The organism is Vibrio sp. Vb1729, assembly GCF_033338655.1.
Taxonomy (GTDB): Bacteria; Pseudomonadota; Gammaproteobacteria; order Enterobacterales; family Vibrionaceae; genus Vibrio; species Vibrio alginolyticus.
The window spans coordinates 165,269-183,094 of sequence record NZ_JAWOTB010000044.1; the positions used below are offsets into that span (position 1 = coordinate 165,269).

At 44.2% G+C, this 17,826-nt stretch carries 15 protein-coding genes; 6 read left to right on the forward strand and 9 right to left on the reverse strand.

All coding sequences use genetic code 11. The features are described from left to right. The first annotated feature begins 32 nt into the window (after positions 1 to 32). The 5 genes from R7E29_RS17420 (at position 33) to R7E29_RS17440 (ending at position 8,030) form a co-directional block, all read left to right on the forward strand. Positions 33 to 962, forward strand: coding sequence for a phosphate/phosphite/phosphonate ABC transporter substrate-binding protein (locus R7E29_RS17420; protein ID WP_005385723.1), 930 nt, complete (start codon positions 33 to 35; stop codon positions 960 to 962). Continuing rightward, the gene (locus R7E29_RS17425; protein ID WP_206949100.1) at positions 962 to 3,118 is read left to right on the forward strand and encodes a GGDEF domain-containing phosphodiesterase; all 2,157 of its coding nucleotides are present in this window, start codon (positions 962 to 964) and stop codon (positions 3,116 to 3,118) included. Before R7E29_RS17420 ends, R7E29_RS17425 begins: the two co-directional genes overlap by 1 nt. 156 nt (positions 3,119 to 3,274) lie before the next feature. Further along, positions 3,275 to 6,451, forward strand: a complete 3,177-nt coding sequence (locus R7E29_RS17430) for a response regulator (protein WP_080773706.1) — start codon at positions 3,275 to 3,277, stop codon at positions 6,449 to 6,451. Between the two features lie 9 nt (positions 6,452 to 6,460). Then, positions 6,461 to 6,937 carry a hypothetical protein gene (locus tag R7E29_RS17435; RefSeq protein ID WP_017633987.1) on the forward strand — a complete coding sequence of 159 codons (477 nt, stop codon included), beginning with the start codon at positions 6,461 to 6,463 and terminating at the stop codon, positions 6,935 to 6,937. Position 6,938: 1 nt separating this feature from the next. Next, positions 6,939 to 8,030 (forward strand): hypothetical protein, encoded by a 1,092-nt coding sequence (locus R7E29_RS17440; RefSeq protein WP_025766727.1) that lies wholly within the window; start codon positions 6,939 to 6,941, stop codon positions 8,028 to 8,030. A 150-nt stretch (positions 8,031 to 8,180) separates the two neighbouring features. Here R7E29_RS17440 and R7E29_RS17445 read toward each other — a convergent pair whose 3' ends face one another. The 4 genes from R7E29_RS17445 to R7E29_RS17460 all read right to left on the reverse strand — a co-directional run bounded on the left by R7E29_RS17445 (position 8,181) and on the right by R7E29_RS17460 (position 10,110). Continuing rightward, a complete protein-coding gene (locus R7E29_RS17445; protein WP_005377799.1) occupies positions 8,181 to 8,492 on the reverse strand; it encodes a hypothetical protein in 312 nt (103 codons plus the stop codon). 204 nt (positions 8,493 to 8,696) lie between these two features. Beyond that, positions 8,697 to 9,131: a DUF962 domain-containing protein gene (locus R7E29_RS17450; protein ID WP_005377800.1), complete on the reverse strand. Its 435-nt coding sequence runs from the start codon at positions 9,129 to 9,131 to the stop codon at positions 8,697 to 8,699. Positions 9,132 to 9,250: 119 nt separating this feature from the next. Beyond that, positions 9,251 to 9,604 (reverse strand): MmcQ/YjbR family DNA-binding protein, encoded by a 354-nt coding sequence (locus tag R7E29_RS17455; RefSeq protein ID WP_017633985.1) that lies wholly within the window; start codon positions 9,602 to 9,604, stop codon positions 9,251 to 9,253. A 23-nt stretch (positions 9,605 to 9,627) separates the two neighbouring features. Then, positions 9,628 to 10,110, reverse strand: a complete 483-nt coding sequence (locus tag R7E29_RS17460; protein WP_017633984.1) for a MarR family winged helix-turn-helix transcriptional regulator — start codon at positions 10,108 to 10,110, stop codon at positions 9,628 to 9,630. A gap of 110 nt (positions 10,111 to 10,220) precedes the next feature. On the opposite strand from R7E29_RS17460, the gene R7E29_RS17465 reads away from it, so the two are divergent. Beyond that, positions 10,221 to 11,108, forward strand: a complete 888-nt coding sequence (locus R7E29_RS17465) for a DMT family transporter (protein ID WP_017820923.1) — start codon at positions 10,221 to 10,223, stop codon at positions 11,106 to 11,108. Positions 11,109 to 11,240: 132 nt separating this feature from the next. Here R7E29_RS17465 and R7E29_RS17470 read toward each other — a convergent pair whose 3' ends face one another. The 5 genes from R7E29_RS17470 to aguB all read right to left on the reverse strand — a co-directional run bounded on the left by R7E29_RS17470 (position 11,241) and on the right by aguB (position 17,812). Next, positions 11,241 to 12,737: an EAL domain-containing protein gene (locus R7E29_RS17470; protein ID WP_031777195.1), complete on the reverse strand. Its 1,497-nt coding sequence runs from the start codon at positions 12,735 to 12,737 to the stop codon at positions 11,241 to 11,243. A 345-nt stretch (positions 12,738 to 13,082) separates the two neighbouring features. Next, positions 13,083 to 14,354: a 4-aminobutyrate--2-oxoglutarate transaminase gene (gene gabT / locus R7E29_RS17475; protein WP_017633981.1), complete on the reverse strand. Its 1,272-nt coding sequence runs from the start codon at positions 14,352 to 14,354 to the stop codon at positions 13,083 to 13,085. Positions 14,355 to 14,368: 14 nt separating this feature from the next. After that, a complete protein-coding gene (locus R7E29_RS17480; RefSeq protein ID WP_017633980.1) occupies positions 14,369 to 15,796 on the reverse strand; it encodes an NAD-dependent succinate-semialdehyde dehydrogenase in 1,428 nt (475 codons plus the stop codon). A 54-nt stretch (positions 15,797 to 15,850) separates the two neighbouring features. Beyond that, positions 15,851 to 16,933: an agmatine deiminase gene (gene aguA / locus R7E29_RS17485; RefSeq protein ID WP_054576464.1), complete on the reverse strand. Its 1,083-nt coding sequence runs from the start codon at positions 16,931 to 16,933 to the stop codon at positions 15,851 to 15,853. A gap of 12 nt (positions 16,934 to 16,945) precedes the next feature. Further along, positions 16,946 to 17,812, reverse strand: coding sequence for an N-carbamoylputrescine amidase (aguB, locus tag R7E29_RS17490; RefSeq protein ID WP_033905196.1), 867 nt, complete (start codon positions 17,810 to 17,812; stop codon positions 16,946 to 16,948). Between the last annotated feature and the right edge of the window lie 14 nt (positions 17,813 to 17,826).

The window sequence follows — 17,826 nt, forward strand, 5'->3', positions numbered from 1 at the left end:
ACTGACATGCACCAGAAGGAAGTTGAAGCCGGATGAAACCTGCCTGCACTCTGTTATTACTCACTTTGCTGAGTTCACCTTTTGTTGTCAGTGCACAAGAAAATATTGAGAAAACATTCACGTTTGGCATTGTGTCCAATAAAGCCCAAAGCAAAATCAAAAAAGCGACGCCCCTTACTCAGTATGTAACTGAAAATATGGCTGAATATGGTTACGCAAAAGGGGCAGTAAAGGTATTTAAAAATTATCGTCAGCTCGCGGTTGCGCTTGAAAATGGCACCGTTCAAATTGCAACGGCGACCCCCTTTAATGCGATGACCTTAGAAAAGGAGTCTAATAGCCAAGTTCTTGCTATACGATGGAAAAAAGGCCTGCAAAAATATCATACTGTGTTCTTTACTAATAAAGAGAGTGGGATTGAGTCACTTTCTGACCTGCGCGGAAAAACGCTTGTTTTTGAAAAGCGCACGTCTACCAGCAGCTATTACCTACCTGCGATTACATTGCTGAATCACGGAGAAAAACTGCAATACCTTCCCTCTCCTGATGACAAACCGGCCAAAGACAGTATTGGTTATTTATTCCTTGATGAGCAACTCGCTCAGTCAAATGAAATCAACCTATCTGTATGGGTATATAAACAGAGAGTTGCGGCAGGAGCATTCAGTAACTTCAACTGGAACAATCCCAAAGATTTGCCAGAGAACATGAAAGACAAACTAGCGATTTTTTCTCGTTCTGTTGAAATACCCAGGGATTTGATTCTCGCTTCTCCAAGCATGAGCCTAGAGCAACAGCGTAAAATCACGTCCATACTGCTTGATATGGATACAACTCACGAAGGCTCTCTCGCACTTAAAAAGTTTCAGAACACCAAAAAATTCAGCGCACTTACTCCAGAAATGCGAGCCTCCTTAAGTACAGTGCGCAAGTCAGTTCACTTGTTACCGAAGGTGGATTGATGTTTCAAAAGCTCTCACTCGAAACCAAATACATTTGCTCGACAATGTTCGTTGTCTTGTTTGTTGTGGTGATAAATCTTGCGTTATACATGCACGGTTACGATGCGTATTCAAATAGCTTAACTCAACAAATCACGAACAACTCTCAAGAAAAAACCGAATCTTACGTTAAGCAAAAAGGGTTGGTTTATGCAGAGCTATTATCAAAACAGCTTTTTGATCCACTCTATACAGACAATATCAGTCAAGCGTATGAGCAAATTAAGGCAACATTGAGCCAGCCAGATGTCTCGAAAATACATGTTGTTGACAATGAAGGGCTAATCTTTCACGACGGCACTACTCAGCTAAGGATGTTTGCCCAACCCCATTACCGCTCTCCTTTTATTTTGAAAGCAATAGAAGAATCCAGAACTCTCGTTTCCTTTTCCAAGCATCAGTTGGAGATCGCAGCGCCGATTCAGCAATCAAATATTACTCTTGGGGCGGTATATCTTGAGCTTAACTTGATACATCTACTGGAAGAGAAAGAACAGAACATTGAACAAGTCCAAGCGATTACCTCAAACGATAAACAGAAGATGTTTAACTTGCTGCTAACGATCAGTGGGATATCCGTTCTATTCGGTAGCATCATCGCTTATGCTTTGGGGCGGTCGTTAACTAAGCCACTCAAGCAACTAAAAGATCAATTTTCAGAGTCAAATACCCAAGCGCTGCCAGTCACCGACATACAAAGCAAAGATGAAGTGGGAGAACTTATTTCGGCGTACAACAAAATGTCAAACAAAGTGAACCGATACACCAGCCGAGTTGAGTTCATGGCATACCACGATATTCTGACTTCCCTGCCAAACCGAGAAAAGTTACTCATTGATATTCAAACGCAAATAACTGACCACAAATCCCCCTCACTCGCGGTTGTGTTTATTGACTTGGATGACTTTAAGCACATTAACGATAACTATGGACATAACATTGGGGATAAATTGCTAGGCCATCTTGCCTCAGAGCTTCAAGGCCGTTTGCCGAGTTATTTTAAGCCGCTTTACCGCCTTTCTACCATCGTAAGTCGAGTAGGTGCGGATGAATTTGTACTGGCCTTTCCGTGCTCGGACAATCATGAAGCTAGAGAAAAAGCGAACGATATTCATCGCCAACTACTCTCTCCCTTTAGTTTGGAAGAGAACGATATTCAAATTACGGCAAGCCTCGGAATTGCTGTGTATCCAGAATTTGGTTCAAACGCTGAGTCTCTTTTACAGCTTTCCTCTCTTGCGGCGCAGGAATCTAAAAGACGCGGTAAAGACATTATGACGATATACGATTCCACGTTTGATGAAACGATTAAACAACGTTTATACATAGAACGAGAACTGCGTCGTTCAGTACGTGACTTGTCTCAATTCGAGCTGTGGTATCAACCACAATTTGATCTAAAAACCTATCGCCTAATTGGGGTCGAAGCATTGGTTAGGTGGAATCATCCCGAGAAAGGCTATATCAGTCCAGAATCGTTTATCCCGATCGCAGAGCAAAGTGATTTAATATTGGAGCTTGGAGAACATATCATTGAGACGGCAATTGCTCAGCGGGCAATGTGGGCAGAACATTTCGGTACGGATTTTCACATCGCATTAAACTTGTCCCCAAGACAAATCTATCGCCAAGATTTAAGTCAATTATTTTCTAAGTATTTACGACGACATGATGTCGCCCCTCAAACCATTCATGTTGAAGTGACAGAGTCACTTTTTATTGATGATACAGAGAAAGCTCAATATGTGCTTAAAAAACTACAAAGTATCGGAGTGGAAGTTTGGCTAGATGACTTTGGTACGGGGTATTCAGCCCTTGCCTACCTACAACATATGGCTTTTAACGGGCTCAAGATTGATCGTTCATTTATCGCTCAAATCCGAAAAAGCGATCAAGACGATTCATTAGTTCGCGCGATTGTATCCATGGCTCACAACCTAAGAATGAAAGTAGTAGCCGAAGGCGTAGAAACTCAAACTCAACTCACACGAATGGAGTCTCTCCACTGTGACGTCGTACAAGGTTTTTTCTTAGGTAGACCTGTACCTGCCGAGGAATTGATTGCATTTGAATACCAACGAGGGAGTGGCGCTCAAAGCGTCAATCACTTTGCTTAGAACGCCGTTTTGTTAACTATTGCCGCTTAGCGCGTTAGTACTCGTAATGCAATATCGGTCACACTTCCCCCACCTCATTAATATGAATTTTCTCTTAAAATCTAACATCTGAGATAAATAAACTACACTTTTCATATCAACTTCTTGGATATGGAAATGCGCGTGGTAGGAATCTTTTCTTGGAACAACCTGTCGGTAAAACAAAAGCTATTTGGGTTGGTTTTGCTGCCAATTTTATTGTTGCTTGTCCTCGCGGGTAAACATGTACAAAGCCTTTCTATCCAGGCTCAGGAACTACAAAAAGCACAGTTATTCTCTGTCTACATAGACCGCGTATCTTCGCTTTATCACCTACCGAATAACCCTGATGTAATAGATAAGCAACTAAAAACTCAGCAGATATCTCAATTGTTACGCGACACTGCAGCACCAGTATTCGGTGAAAACGCTGAGATACTAAACCAGTTGACAAGCTTTGAGGAAGCAACCCTCTCGATGCTCTCTTCGCAAAATCAAGAAGAAAAGTTAGATGCGGCAGAGTGGCGCGCTGATACGTTCAAAGAAATCCTCATGAGCTTAGACAAAGTCTATTTTAGAAATGTGAGTTATGAAACAAACACTCACCTTTCTTCTTTGATGCAACTTGAATGGTTGATGTTTTGGTCCACTGAAGAGCATAGATTAAGCGAATATTTGATTCGATCTTCAGAGGAAAATAACGAGTATGACCTCACAACACAGGCTTCTATCCAATCTTTAATCCAGAACCAACAACTATTTCTAGAGCGTTTTGTGACGCTAAATGCCAATCAACAACAAGTAGATCTGCTCATTGAGACGTTTACGGGTGAAGTCTTTATCAAAAGCCAAGAGTTTCGTGCTTATTTATTGCAACCAGCTCAACTCAAATCATTAACCCCGGATGAGATTGATGCGGGGTTATCTGCACTCAACAAACGCTTATCGTTATTACAAAGTGTTGACGACAAAATGGAACAGCAGCTGAGTGATGATATATCAAAGACAATCAACACGACGACACAGCACCGCTTTACCTTTATCGCAATGATGAGCCTTTTAACGCTGTTGGTCGTAAGTTTAACGCTAAGATTGGTGCGAAAAGTTACTGGAAACTTGAATCTAGTCCTCAAATTTCTCAGTAACGAAAGCAATGAACAAAGTAACACTGAAAATTCACCTCTTGCTCAACTAATAAAGGGTAAAGACGAGCTGAGTAAGTTTGCTCGAGAGGTAAAAAAGCTTAGTGATGAGCGGATGTTGTCCAGACTAAAGCTCACACAAGCTAAAGAAGATGCAGAACAAGCAAAAGATGATGCAATTAAGGCGAGTAAAGCCAAAAGTAGCTTTTTGGCCAACATGTCCCACGAGATCCGCACGCCGCTAAATGGCGTTATTGGTATCTCTGAAGTCTTATCCGATACTTCCCTGACTGCCACACAACGCGATTACGTCGATACGATTGAAACCTCCTCCCAACTGCTTTTGAGTTTAATTAATGACGTTCTAGACTTCTCAAAAATTGAATCTGGGATGTTGCTCATTAGCCCACATTCAACTTGTGTTCGAGAGTCTATCTATGACATTGCTTCTATCATTTCACCGAAAGCAAAGGAAAAAGGCATCGATGTGCAAGTCAACATTAGCCGTAACACGCCTTACCACGTAATGTTGGATGACCATCGTATACGCCAAGTTGTCATGAACTTCATGTCTAACGCGGTAAAATTTACCGAACAAGGCAGTGTAGAGCTATCGGTCATCACCCGCGAAATAAAAAATGGTGAAGCGGTCATCGAGTTTTCCGTTAAAGATTCTGGGATTGGTATTGATGCCCAGCAGCAAAAGAAAATATTTGCTCCATTTGCCCAAGAGGATAACTCTACTACCCGACAATTTGGGGGAACTGGACTTGGGCTTGCCATTAGCACGCAATTAGTTGAGCTAATGGGTGGAGAAATTCAACTTGAATCCGAGAAAGGTAAAGGCAGTCGCTTCTTCTTTGAACTAACTGCTCCTGTTGTGACGCAAGAGTTTAACGCTTATCACGCTCTGAATCACAACGACATATGGATTGTATGCAGCAGTACTCAACTAGAACAAAAACTGCGTAACGAGTTAAGTTTTTTCAACATCAATATAACGCAGTCAGTAGATACCTTAAGTGCGTTGCCAACGTGGATTGATAACGAGCGCGTTATCGTTATTCATGTAGAAGGATCACCAAATGCAGCGGCGATGCATATCGATGAGATAGAAAGCCTTTGTAAACGAAACATTCGTGTCTGCCTCATCAAGCACCTTCATAGCCCACAATTCGACTTTAGAAGCAGTATCAGCGCCTTGGTCACTCAGCCACTACTAGGGCAGCGCTTAATTAAAGCACTTGAAAGTTGTGCGGCAAATTTCTCGCACGCACAACAAGAGAGCATTTCAGCGCAACATGTTAAATCTTTGCCGAAAATTTTGGTCGTTGATGACAATACGGTCAATCAAAAAATCGCGGGGCTACACGTCACAAAAGCTGGCTTCGACTTTGATGTCGCAGTAAACGGACAAGAAGCGGTTGAGAAATTTCAACAGAATCAATACAGCCTAATTTTAATGGACTGCATGATGCCCGTAATGGATGGATTTGAAGCCACCCAAATAATTCGTCAAATAGAAGTAAAAGAAAAACGCGCTTTCAGAATTCCGATTATTGCTCTAACGGCAAGTGTGGTCGATGACGATATACAAAAATGCTTTGACGTTGGAATGGATGACTATGTGCCCAAACCGTTTAAAGCAGGGTTGCTTAAAGAGAAGTTAGATAAGGCAATTGGGTTACGTGTTTCCAACACGACGCCTGCTGAACCACACCAAGAGAACACTACTCTCGATACAACTCATAAACTACCTGCGAGTTCAGAGCAACCAGAAGCAACGGTAACGCCTATTCGCTCCGAACGTATCTTGCTTGTCGAAGACAATAGAGTGAACCAGAAAGTGGCTTCTCTATTGCTATCTAAAGCAGGCTATCAATTCGAAGTCGCAGAAAACGGACAAATTGCAGTCGAAATGTTCCAAAAAGATGGAAAGTTTGATGTTATTTTGATGGATTGCATGATGCCCATAATGGATGGGTTTGAAGCTTCTAGGCAAATTAGAGCTTATGAAGCGAGTAAAGGATTAGCTAAGACGCCCATTATCGCATTAACAGCAAGCGTCGTTGATGATGATATTCAACGCTGCTTTGATTCAGGAATGGATGCCTACGTACCAAAGCCTGTGCGCAAAGAAAAACTGTTGTATCAAATTGAACAAGCAATGTAGGTGGATTCTATGAGTAGAAATCATTCTCGCGTTGCTTTTCCTTTGCGTTACATAAAACGCTATCTGTTTATTCTGATTGCCCTTCTTTCATTAAATTGCCAAGCTCTCGCTGCAGAGAGCTACGCCGTTTTCTCATTTAATGACGAATTCTCTCCGCTCACTGTCAATAAAGCGCGAAAGTTGTACAGAGGGAAGACGCAACTTTTACAAGGCCAGCGAATTGAACTCTCTGACTGGCCTGCGACATCAACAGAAAGAGCTGAGTTCTATCGTTATCTTCTCAACAAAAATTTAGCGCAAATGAACGCGCATTGGGCAAGCTTGTCTTTTTCAGGTAAAGCTAGACCGCCAAAAGTGATTGCACGCTCCAGCATTGATGACCTCATAGCATGGATGCAAGAGAAGCCCAATAGAATTGGTTATGCCCCAACATCGAGCGTCCCTAGTAATGCTCATGTTTTATGTGTGGTTAGCTCGGAGAATTGATATGAAAAAATATTTAACCATGTTATCGCTGAGTATCGCGACCTTTCCGAGCTCAGCCACGATTGAACTAACAGAACAACTTTCTTTAAGTGGTTTTGGCTCTACTTCGTGGGCAAAATCCGATAACCCAACTACGTTACTAGTTAACCGCTTTATTGGCGATGAATCTTGTTTCGATTGCGATACCACTTTCGGCATGCAGCTCGATTATTTTCACAAGGCATTTCGGGCATCCGCACAAGTCGTAAAGCGCCCGCAAGACCATTGGAGCTCGCCTCAGCTCGAGTGGGCGTATTTGGCTTATACCTATCAAAACATAGAAATACGAGGAGGACGCTTAAGACTGCCACTGTTTTTGATGTCTGAGTACAACTATGTCGGCCACGCTTTTACCCAAGCCCGCCCACCGAATGAGGTATATGACAGCATTCTAGGTATCACGGCTTATAACGGCCTATCTGCACGCTGGATTCATGACCTCAATGAGCAAGTCGTACTTACTGCCATGCCGTTTGTCGGGTTTAAAGACAATAGTGACGTAACCATCAATGAACGTACTGAATTGGAAATTGAGTCAAACAATACTGCAGGGATGAACTTAACGCTAAGCGGAGAGAGCTATCGTTGGAATTTTTCCTACCTCCACGGCGATTATGATCAAACAACGACGCTCTCTAACATTGAGCAGTCCACTCCCGGTGGCGGAACCACAATCATTGACCGTCTAGTTGAAACAGAAAAAAACAACACGATCGATCTGTTCTCTCTAGGGTTAAGATACGAGCTCGATAACATTGTGATTATGGCAGAAGGACAGACCAGCAATCTTTCCTCATCTTGGTACGCGACAACAAGTTATAATGTAAACAAGCTGACTCCTTATATTGTTTACGGTCAGCAGTTTAATAGTCGGGATAAAAAAAGTGGAGACAGTTTCTTACTCGGATTGAGATACGATCTAGATTACAACGTTTCCCTAAACGCAGAATGGCAAAGGTTCAACGCCTACAATAATAGCTCTGGCGCGTTTTCATCAGCCCCAAAGGATGACAGTGCGAGCCTTTATACGCTAATGCTCAACTTCGTTTTTTAATGTTTCTTACAGTACCAACTTCCACAACACTGGGGGCTGTTTGTTGTATTAAGAAGGCTTTTTGCAACACGTAACTAAACGCTAAACAACTGGAAGGGATAGAATCGATCAGATAGGTAAGTGGCAATCCAAACAGAGACAAAGGTTACTCTATTTCGGTTTATTTTGATTGCCTTTTAACCGCTTTTCTTTGCGTCGCAGTGCCCGGAAAAACTTTGACTCTTCGTGGTACCAACCAAGGACACTAATTGGAAAGCCCACGAGCATCATAATAAAAACATCCGCAGGGAGTTGTTCCCAAATGTCGCTTAAAGAATGCAGCTCTCCAAAAATGAACAAACCGATGACTTTACCAAGCAGTAATGCACAACAAATCATAAAGAAGGACTTTAATATATAGTGCCATTTGCCTTTTTTACGCTCTTCTCTCCAATAGGCATATTTATATTGTCGATCGTACATTCATCCCCCCCTAAAGTAAACTTGCCGTAAGTTTAAGCATCTCGATAGCGTAAAGTGCGTTGGCACCTCTTTAATCATAGTGCGTATCTAAAGTGAATGCTTGTCGTGGCAATAAGAAGGAGAGGTATTCTGTAGTAAGAGCTACATAATCTCTGAACGTTATATGTCTTGTGTCATTCGGATGATGCCTGATTTTGCTTATCGCTAGTGTTTTCTGAACACCCAAATCGGGCCGATGAGTAGAAACTGTAAATCCTCAAAAAACGACGGTTTTTTACCTTCAATCTTGTGACCGATAAATTGCAATATCCACAATACGCCAAACAAAAGCATAGAAATATGCAGAACGGGCAACATCAATACCTCTAGAGACCAAATAAGGCCAATGCACGCTAATGTGTAGCCGATCATCATCATGAATACGCTCAGAGACAAACGAAAATAGAAAACCCAAGTGGGGATCACCGCTACCCAAACCCAATTAAGTTCGAAGCCTAATAATGAAATCTGGGGAATCGACCAAATAAGTCCAACCACAGAAAGGTAAATACCTGGAACTGCGATTGTGTGAATCTTTTGGTTGATAGGGTTTTGGTGACTCTCACCATATTCTTTTAGCCATTCAGATAATGCTCGCATATCATTCCCCTTTTCCACCTTCTTATTCTTATATAGCCCGAGGATGAAAAAGGTGCGAATTTTTCCGTAAAGGCTACGAGCAACGAGCGACAAGACAACAGAGGCCAGTGCGTTGCCGATTACTCACCAAGCAACGCTCGTTGTGCTTTCGGCAGCTTGGCAACGACAAGAGCATAAGAGCGTTCACACAAATCTTGAATCAACCCATCCTCGACATCACCGTTAAAATAAACCGTTATCCAATGACGCTTATTTAAGTGATAACCCGGGATAATATCCGTAAACTGCGACGTTAAGACTTCTCCATCTTCTGGTTTTACTTTTACGCTGACATACTCCCGACCGTTTCTCTCTGCAATGATGGCAAACATCTTGCCTTTGATTTTGTATACAAGCGCTTCAGGCCCAAATGGGAAATCACTTTCTGCACACATGAAGGTACTTAAGTATTGTTCTAGTTCTTTGCTTTTCATATCCCCTACCTCCTTCTGCGTTCTCACTCAAATTGTGGCAATAGCAATTTTAACGCCTGGTTAACCTGCTCTTTTTCATTGCCTTCTAAACCATGCAATAACGATTGCTGAACGTCTACATGCTCCAAAATTAGCTTGTCAATTAAGGTTAAGCCTTGCTCTGTTAGTTCAACGGTGACGCTACGTCGGTCTTCTTTGCTATGGGTTCTGGTAATAAACCCTTTCTTCTCTAGTTTATCTAAGCGATTGGTCATCGCACCCGAAGTGAGCATCATTGATTCTATTAACGCTGAGGGAGTAAGACAATATGGTGAACCAGCTCGACGCAGTGTCGCTAACACATCAAATTCACCCATTTTCAGATCGTACTTCTTATGTAGCTCGGCGACCCTAGATTCCATGTGTTTTGCAATTCGCATTAGTCGACCCATTATTGCCATCGGTTCAGTGTCGAGGTCTGGCTTCTCCCTAGCCCACTGCTCTACCACTCTATCAATTGCATCCATTATTTCTCTCCAAACATCATATATTTTTTATTTTAACATAAAGATACTTTACAAAAAGCCACCTTGCCGATATCGTTACATTTAATTATCTCTACATAAAGATATTTAACATGAACATTTTACTTGCGATGATTCCTGCCTTTTTTTGGGGGACGACTTATGCTGTTACTCAGTTTACTCTACCGGACTGGCCTCCCGTTTTACTTGGTGCTCTAAGGGCACTGCCTGCGGGTCTTTTGTTGCTGGCAATAAAGCCCTCGTTTCCAAAAAGAAGTGAGTGGAAAGTGCTGCTTGTTTTAGGAACCATCAACATCGCTTGCTTCTTTGGTCTCATTTTTGTCATGGCGTTGACGCTTCCTTCTGCCATCTCTGGTGTTGGTATGGTTTCGGTCCCCGTTTTTGCGATGCTGTTTGGTTGGGCGGTCTACAAACGTCAGCCTAGTGGCATTCAAGCGATAAGCGGCGCAACTTTGATTGCTTTAGCTTGGTTCTTATTTGATCCTAGCTCTATTTCTCTCGAACCCGTGGGCTTACTTGCGATGATCTCCGCCATTATGTGCATCGTGATAGGAAGTAGCGTAACAAAGTCACTAGGTACAAAAATGCACTGGTGGACAGTGCTAACATGGCAGCTCATTTTGGGTGGCGTGATTATGTCTATCGCAACAAGTGTGCTGGCGATAAACAATCCAGAGCCATATGTTACGGTCGTTCAGGACGTATCCATGACGAATATTCTAGGGTTACTGTGGGTAGTTATTCTGAACACCGCATTAGGGTATGGCATGTATGTATGGTTATTACAGCGGATGTCGGTCGTAGATTTTACCTTTGGTGGTATTGCAAACCCAGTCGCAGGCATTGTTTCGGGCCTACTGCTATTGGGGGAAACGTTCACTCCTCTGCAATACAGCTTAATGCTAGGAATGATCGTAATGTCATTACTACCTCAGCTCATTACGTCAATCAAAACGAAAAGAGCCGCACTCTCCTCCTAAGTAACGTTAATTCCTAACACTCTAGAAGTAATGAGAGTGTTAGGAATCCTCAAGTGTAACCCCATCAGCAGAAATCAGCGCTAACCTAGGCAACTGACACCTTTAAAACGGTACGTTTTGACATTATGGCTGTTAAGCGCTTGCAAGGTTAGTCAGGGGCTCTGGTTTAGCGTAAACATAACCTTGAATAAGGTAAATCGCATGCTGAGCCAGATATTCGACTTGAGCCTGGCTCTCTACACCTTCTGCAATCATCTCACATTCCGCTTTGTTCGCTGCAGACACAATTGAGTCCAGCACTTTCAACTTTTGATCGTCAGATCCTATTGGATCAATGAACATCTTATCCACTTTTACACACCGGATGCCCAAATCTTGTAGGTAAGAAAAGCCACCATATCCGGTACCAAAATCGTCAATTTTGAACTTGTAGCCTTTATTCGTTAAATACAAAATCTCTTTTTTCGCGGCCTCAGTGTCTTTTACTGGTATTCTCTCGGTCAACTCAAAATGAATTCTATTCGAGATTGGCCAATTTAACTCCGACAGCAACTTCGTTAATACGCCTGACTCTAAATGGGAGGAAACAATATTGATGCTGACCCACGTATGCTCGGGCAAGTCACTTAAGTCTTGTATGATTTTACGAATAAGCTGATTGGTCATCGGGATAATCAGGCCACTTTCTTCTGCAGCACCAATAAACATATTTGGTGGCACCATTCCATCACGTCGCGACCATCGAATCAGAGCTTCATATCCTACTGTCTTACCATCGCGACTATCGACAATCGCCTGGTAGTAAGGAATAAATTCTGTATTACTAATCCCATTTTCAATTAGACCTGTAATGGATTTTCTCAAGCTTTTACCAGATATGTATGCAAAGGCAGTCACAAGACCAGCAAGCACACTTACAAGACCGCCCCACAAAAGTACTCTTTCCTGAGCATAATTTTTAAGTTTTTCACCGCTGTATATCTTGATGAGCATGTTGGCTTGAGACTCTCCTGAAAAGAAAAACTCTTTTGACAGTGCGTTTTCTTCTCCTGCAATATTCGCTTTGCCACGGCTTATCGTTAAATCACCAAATATTGGTTCATCATACTTAAACTCTACAAATAGGCAGTCTTTGCAAGGCGTTTTTATTACCTCGTTAACCCAACTGTTATCAAGTACCCAGAAGACTTCAACGTGTTCATTATCATAAATGACCATCCACTCTATTTGGTCATTCTGTTGCGGCAAAATAAGTGATGCGAAAAAGTTTTCATCCATCTGAAATCGTTCACTACTAGATGGGCGAGACACTTCACTACCAACCGTGGAACACGTTTTTCCGCCTTCTGTGGTCATCGCAATAAAACGAATGTAACGGTTATAAAAACGTGGGTCGCGTAAAGTTCTTACATCACTATCACTACAAGTAAAATCTAACTGAGCAATCTGCTTCACTATTGCTCCGTCCAAATAGGCAGACCTTTGATTTAAATAATCTACGTAAGCATCTATTTTCGACGCTTTTACCGAGTTGACGTAAAAGTTGGTTATCGAATGAAAGGCCACTACAAATATGGCGATGGGAACTAAGCCGAGTAAAATGGCATACCTTGTATTCTTTGTTATCAAAGTTCGTCCTGCTAATCTGTCAAGCAACCTAAGTGGGATATGAATACTATCTCATTTTTATAGTCCAAAAAGTGAGGAATGACGCTCAATAAAATTATAGACTCAAGTGGCTTTCAGATGTCGGGATTTAGAATGTGAGCACCAAACCACATTCGAGGAGAACAAAGTAGCGACTAAGTGGAAAGTAAGAACGAGCCCAATTGTTAAGTCATCCGTAATAAAAGTGACGACTTGGAGCTTGAGCAATACTTTTTAGATAGGCAGCAGATACGCTAAAAAACAAAAAGGAAACGATTGATACCAACCGCTTCCTTGATTTGTTATTGCTATTTAAAAGCGCGTGAATTACGCCACTTCAAGAATCACTTTTTCCAACTTATCTAAACCTTCACTAAGCACTTCAGGCTCAATGGTTAGCGGCGGCAACAAGCGAATCACGTTCGCTTTTACCCCACAAGAAAGCAAAATCAGATCATTTTCTTGCGCTTTAGAAATCACCGCTTTGGTCATCTCTTGTAGCGGCTCACCCGTTTCAGGATCAGTAAATTCAATCGCCATCATCGCACCTGTAGTACGGATTTCACCGATAGCAGGCACTGACTGTTGCAGTTTTGTCATACGAGCATTGACCACTTCACCGATACCCATTGCTTTAGCACACAAGTCTTCTTCTTCGATAATTTTCAGTACTTCAAGACCAGCAACACAGCCAAGTGGCGAGCCCGCATAAGTGCCACCTAAACCACCAGGTAGTGCAGAATCCATCACATCCGCTTTCCCAACTACCGCTGAGATTGGGAAACCACCAGCAATGCCTTTCGCCATTGTCATTAGGTCAGGTTCAATGCCTAGGTATTCTGTTGCAAACATTTTACCGGTACGAGCAAAACCCGTTTGGATTTCATCGGCAATCAGCATAATACCGTGCTTATCACACAGCTGACGCAAGCCTTGTGCAAACGCTTCAGGTGCTTTGTAGAAGCCGCCCTCGCCTTGTACTGGCTCGAAGATGATCGCCGCAACGCGTGAAGGTTCAATATCGCACGCAAATAGGTCGTCGATCGCTTGTAAGCTTTGCTCAATGCTGATGCCGTGGAACGCATTTGGGTACGGCGCGTGGTAGATTTCATTCGGGAAAGGACCAAAACCTGCTTTGTACGGCGCTACTTTACCGGTTAACCCCATCGTCATATTTGTGCGACCGTGAAAGCCGCCTTTGAACGCTATCACGCCGCTACGACCAGTATGAGCGCGCGCTACTTTCACTGCGTTTTCGACCGCCTCGGCGCCAGTGGTTAGAAAGATCGCTTTCTTCTTAGTCTCACCCGGTGCAAGTTCTGTCAGCTTTTCAGCCAGCTCTACGAATGACGCGTATGGCGTAACCATCGCACACGTGTGTGAGAAATTGTCCAGCTGAGCTTTTACCGCTTCGCTAATGCGCTTGTGAGAATGCCCGGTGTTAGTTACCGCGATGCCCGCTGCAAAGTCGATGTATTTATTGCCTTCAATATCCCATACGTAAGCGTTTTCTGCTTTCTCGACGTAAAGTGGGTACAGTGCGCCCATACCTTGAGCGATAACTTGGCTTCTTCTTTCGTGTAGTTGTTGGTTTGTCATTGTTTTGTCCTTAATTAGTTGCCGCCAAAGCAGAGATATTTCACGTCCATGTATTCATCGATACCTTGTTTTGCACCTTCACGTCCGATACCGGACTGCTTAACACCACCGAAAGGAGCCACTTCAGTAGAGATCATACCTTCGTTAATGCCGACCATGCCGTATTCGAGCGCTTCTGCGATTTTCCAAACACGGTGAATGTTTTGGCTGTAGAAGTACGACGCGAGACCGTAGATGGTGTCGTTCGCCATTTCGACTAGCTGTTCGTCGCTGTCAAAACGAATCACTGGCGCGACAGGGCCAAAGATTTCCTCGGAAACAATCTTCATGTCGTGAGTAACGTCTTTGAGAACCACTGGCTGCATAAATAGACCATCGAGCTTTTTAAGCTCTGAAACCGGCTTCGCGCCTTGCTCGATAGCACCATCAATAAGCGTCTGAATGCCTTGCTTCGCTGACTCGCTGATCACTGGACCAATGTTGACCCCCTCTTCCAATCCGTTACCAACTTTGAGCTGCTGAACCGCAGCGTCAAACTTAGCAACGAATTCGTCATACACTTTGCTGTGTACATAGAAACGGTTCGCACAAACACACGTTTGACCTGCGTTACGGAATTTCGACGCCATCGCGCCTGCCACAGCTGCATCAATATCCGCATCATCGAATACGATAAATGGCGCGTTGCCACCGAGCTCCATTGAGGTACGTTTGATGTCAGCCGCGCTTTGCTGCATCAGCACGCTACCGACTTGAGTAGAGCCAGTGAAAGACAACTTACGAATCAACGGGTGTGAAGTGAAGATAGCACCGACCTGACGGGAGTTTTCCCCCAATACCACTTGCAGCACATCGCGTGGGATACCCGCTTGATAGGCAAGCTCTGCAACCGCAAACGCAGACAGCGGCGTAGATTCAGATGGTTTTACCACAAAGCTACAGCCTGCTGCTAAAGCTGGCCCTGCTTTGCGCGTGATCATCGCAATTGGGAAGTTCCAAGGTGTAATCGCACAGGCGACACCAATTGGCTGTTTGATGGTCACCAAACGCTTGTCCGCACTTGGCGCAGGAATCGTCTCACCGTAGGTACGCTTCGCTTCTTCAGCAAACCATTCGATAAAGCTCGCGCCGTAAAGCACTTCACCTTGAGCTTCCGCTAGCGGCTTACCTTGCTCTAACGTCATCAAACGGCCAAGGTCGGCTTTGTTTTCTAACAGGAGTTGGAACCAACGATTGAGCATGCCAGCACGCATTTTTGCTGGCAGTGCCGCCCACTCTTTCTGCGCCACACTGGCACGTTCAATGCCATTTAAAATGTCGTTTTCGGTTGAAACTGGTGCGTACCCGAGGAGTTCTCCGGTCGCCGGATTAGTCACTGCAATGCCCTGTTGTGGATTCGCTACCATAAACGAAACAAGGCTTTGGTTTTGTATCTGTTGCATGGTCATTCCTTTTGACAACTCATCATCGCCGCTAAGCCAGCGGCGAGTTCATGTTTAAGCAGGGATCTGCTGCGTAATACAGTGAATGTTCCCTCCGCCGAGTAGAACCTCTCTCGACGGTATCGCGATGATTTGGTATTCCGGCATCGCGTTTTGCAAAATATCGATCGCCATAGCGTCGGTCTCTTCGTCCAGCATCGGCAAGAACACATGCTCGTTGACGATAAGAAAGTTCGCATAAGAGGCACTTAGGCGTTCGCCAGCTTGTCGACTCATTCCCGAACTGGCGTCAATGCCATTGGCTTCGCGCTCGCTGTAATGCAACGGACCCGGTAATGGCAAACGGACAATTTCAATATTGCGCCCTTTCGCATCGTGCTGAGATTTCAGTACTTGTTCCGCTTGACGAGACAACGCGTATTGCGGATCACTTGGGTCATCGGTCCAACTCAGTACCACCTTACCCGGTGCGATAACGTGCATCAGGTTGTCAACATGGCCGTCTGTTTCGTCATTGAATAAACCATTTGGCAACCAAATGACTTTTTCGATACCGAGGTACGCCTTTAACTGCTCTTCGATTTGCGCTTTGCTCAACTGCGGATTACGTCCTGGGCTGAGTAAGCACTCCTCTGTGGTGTAAAGGGTGCCTTCACCATCGGTGTGAATCGCCCCACCTTCAAGTACAAACGGTGCGCGGTAATAATCAATACCGATGATGTCGCACACCGAGCCAGCGACAAGATCGTCCTGCTGCCAGTTATCGTAAAGCCCGTTGTATTCGCCGCCCCACGCGTTAAATTGCCAACTAATCCCACGGCGCTCACCCGCCTGATTCACAAGCACGGTCGGCCCAATATCGCGCATCCACGCATCGTTAAATGGGATTTCCACCAAACGTACGTCTGAATGGAGCATTTGACGCGCTCGGTCAAAGTTGTGCGAGCATACCGCCACGCACACCTTGGTCACTTCCGCGATTAAGTTCGCGATTCTGGCGAAAGTCTCTTGCGCGGGTAATGCGTCATCACGCCAGTTGTCTTTCCTTTCTGGCCACGCTAGCCAAACTTCACTAACCGGCTGAAACTCAGCCGGAAAATAGAAGCCATCTTGCGCTGGTGTTGTCGATAACTTCATACTAACGCCTCTTTAAACAGCTAGCTTACCAACGCTGGTGTAAAGGTCTGGACGACGGTCGCGGAACAAGCCCCACGCATGACGCGCTTTCGCTATCGCAGCGAGATCGATTTCTGCGTAAATGATGGTTTCACCTTCACGTGGTGCTTCGGCAATTTTTGCACCAGTGTGGTCAGTGATAAAAGAAGAGCCGTAGAACGTGGTCTCGATACCGTCATCGACCTCAGTACCTACTCGGTTTGACGCGATGACTGGAACGAGGTTTGCTGCCGAGTGACCTTGCATTGTACGTTGCCAGTGATCACGTGAATCCAACGTTGGATCTTGAGGCTCAGAACCGATTGCAGTTGGGTAGAAAATCGCTTCAGCCCCGTGTAGAGCCAAACTGCGTGCAAGCTCTGGAAACCATTGATCCCAGCAAATGCCAGCACCGAACTTACCGAACTTGGTTTGCCACACTTTGAAACCGGTATCGCCAGGGCTAAAGTAGTACTTCTCGCTGTAGCCCGGGCCGTCAGGAATGTGTGACTTGCGGTAGTTATCTAGTACCGTGCCATCGGCATCTATCATTACTAGCGAGTTAAAAAACGTGTTGCCCGCTTTTTCAAAGTAGCTAACAGGAATAACCACGCCGAGTTCTTTCGCCAGAGCGCTCATCTCTTTAATGAGACGGCAATTCTCCGTTTCTTCCGCAAGCTCGAAATACTTTGCTTCTTGTTTTTTGCAGAAGTAAGGCGCAGCGAACAGCTCTTGCGGAAGAATCACGTTCGCACCGTTTTGTGCTGCTTCACGAATCGCCTTTTTTGCTTTGGCTAAGTTGTCTTCTAGATCCCAGCTTTTCGTCAGTTGAAGGGCTGCAAATTTCACTACTTTGCTCATTGGATATTCCTTAT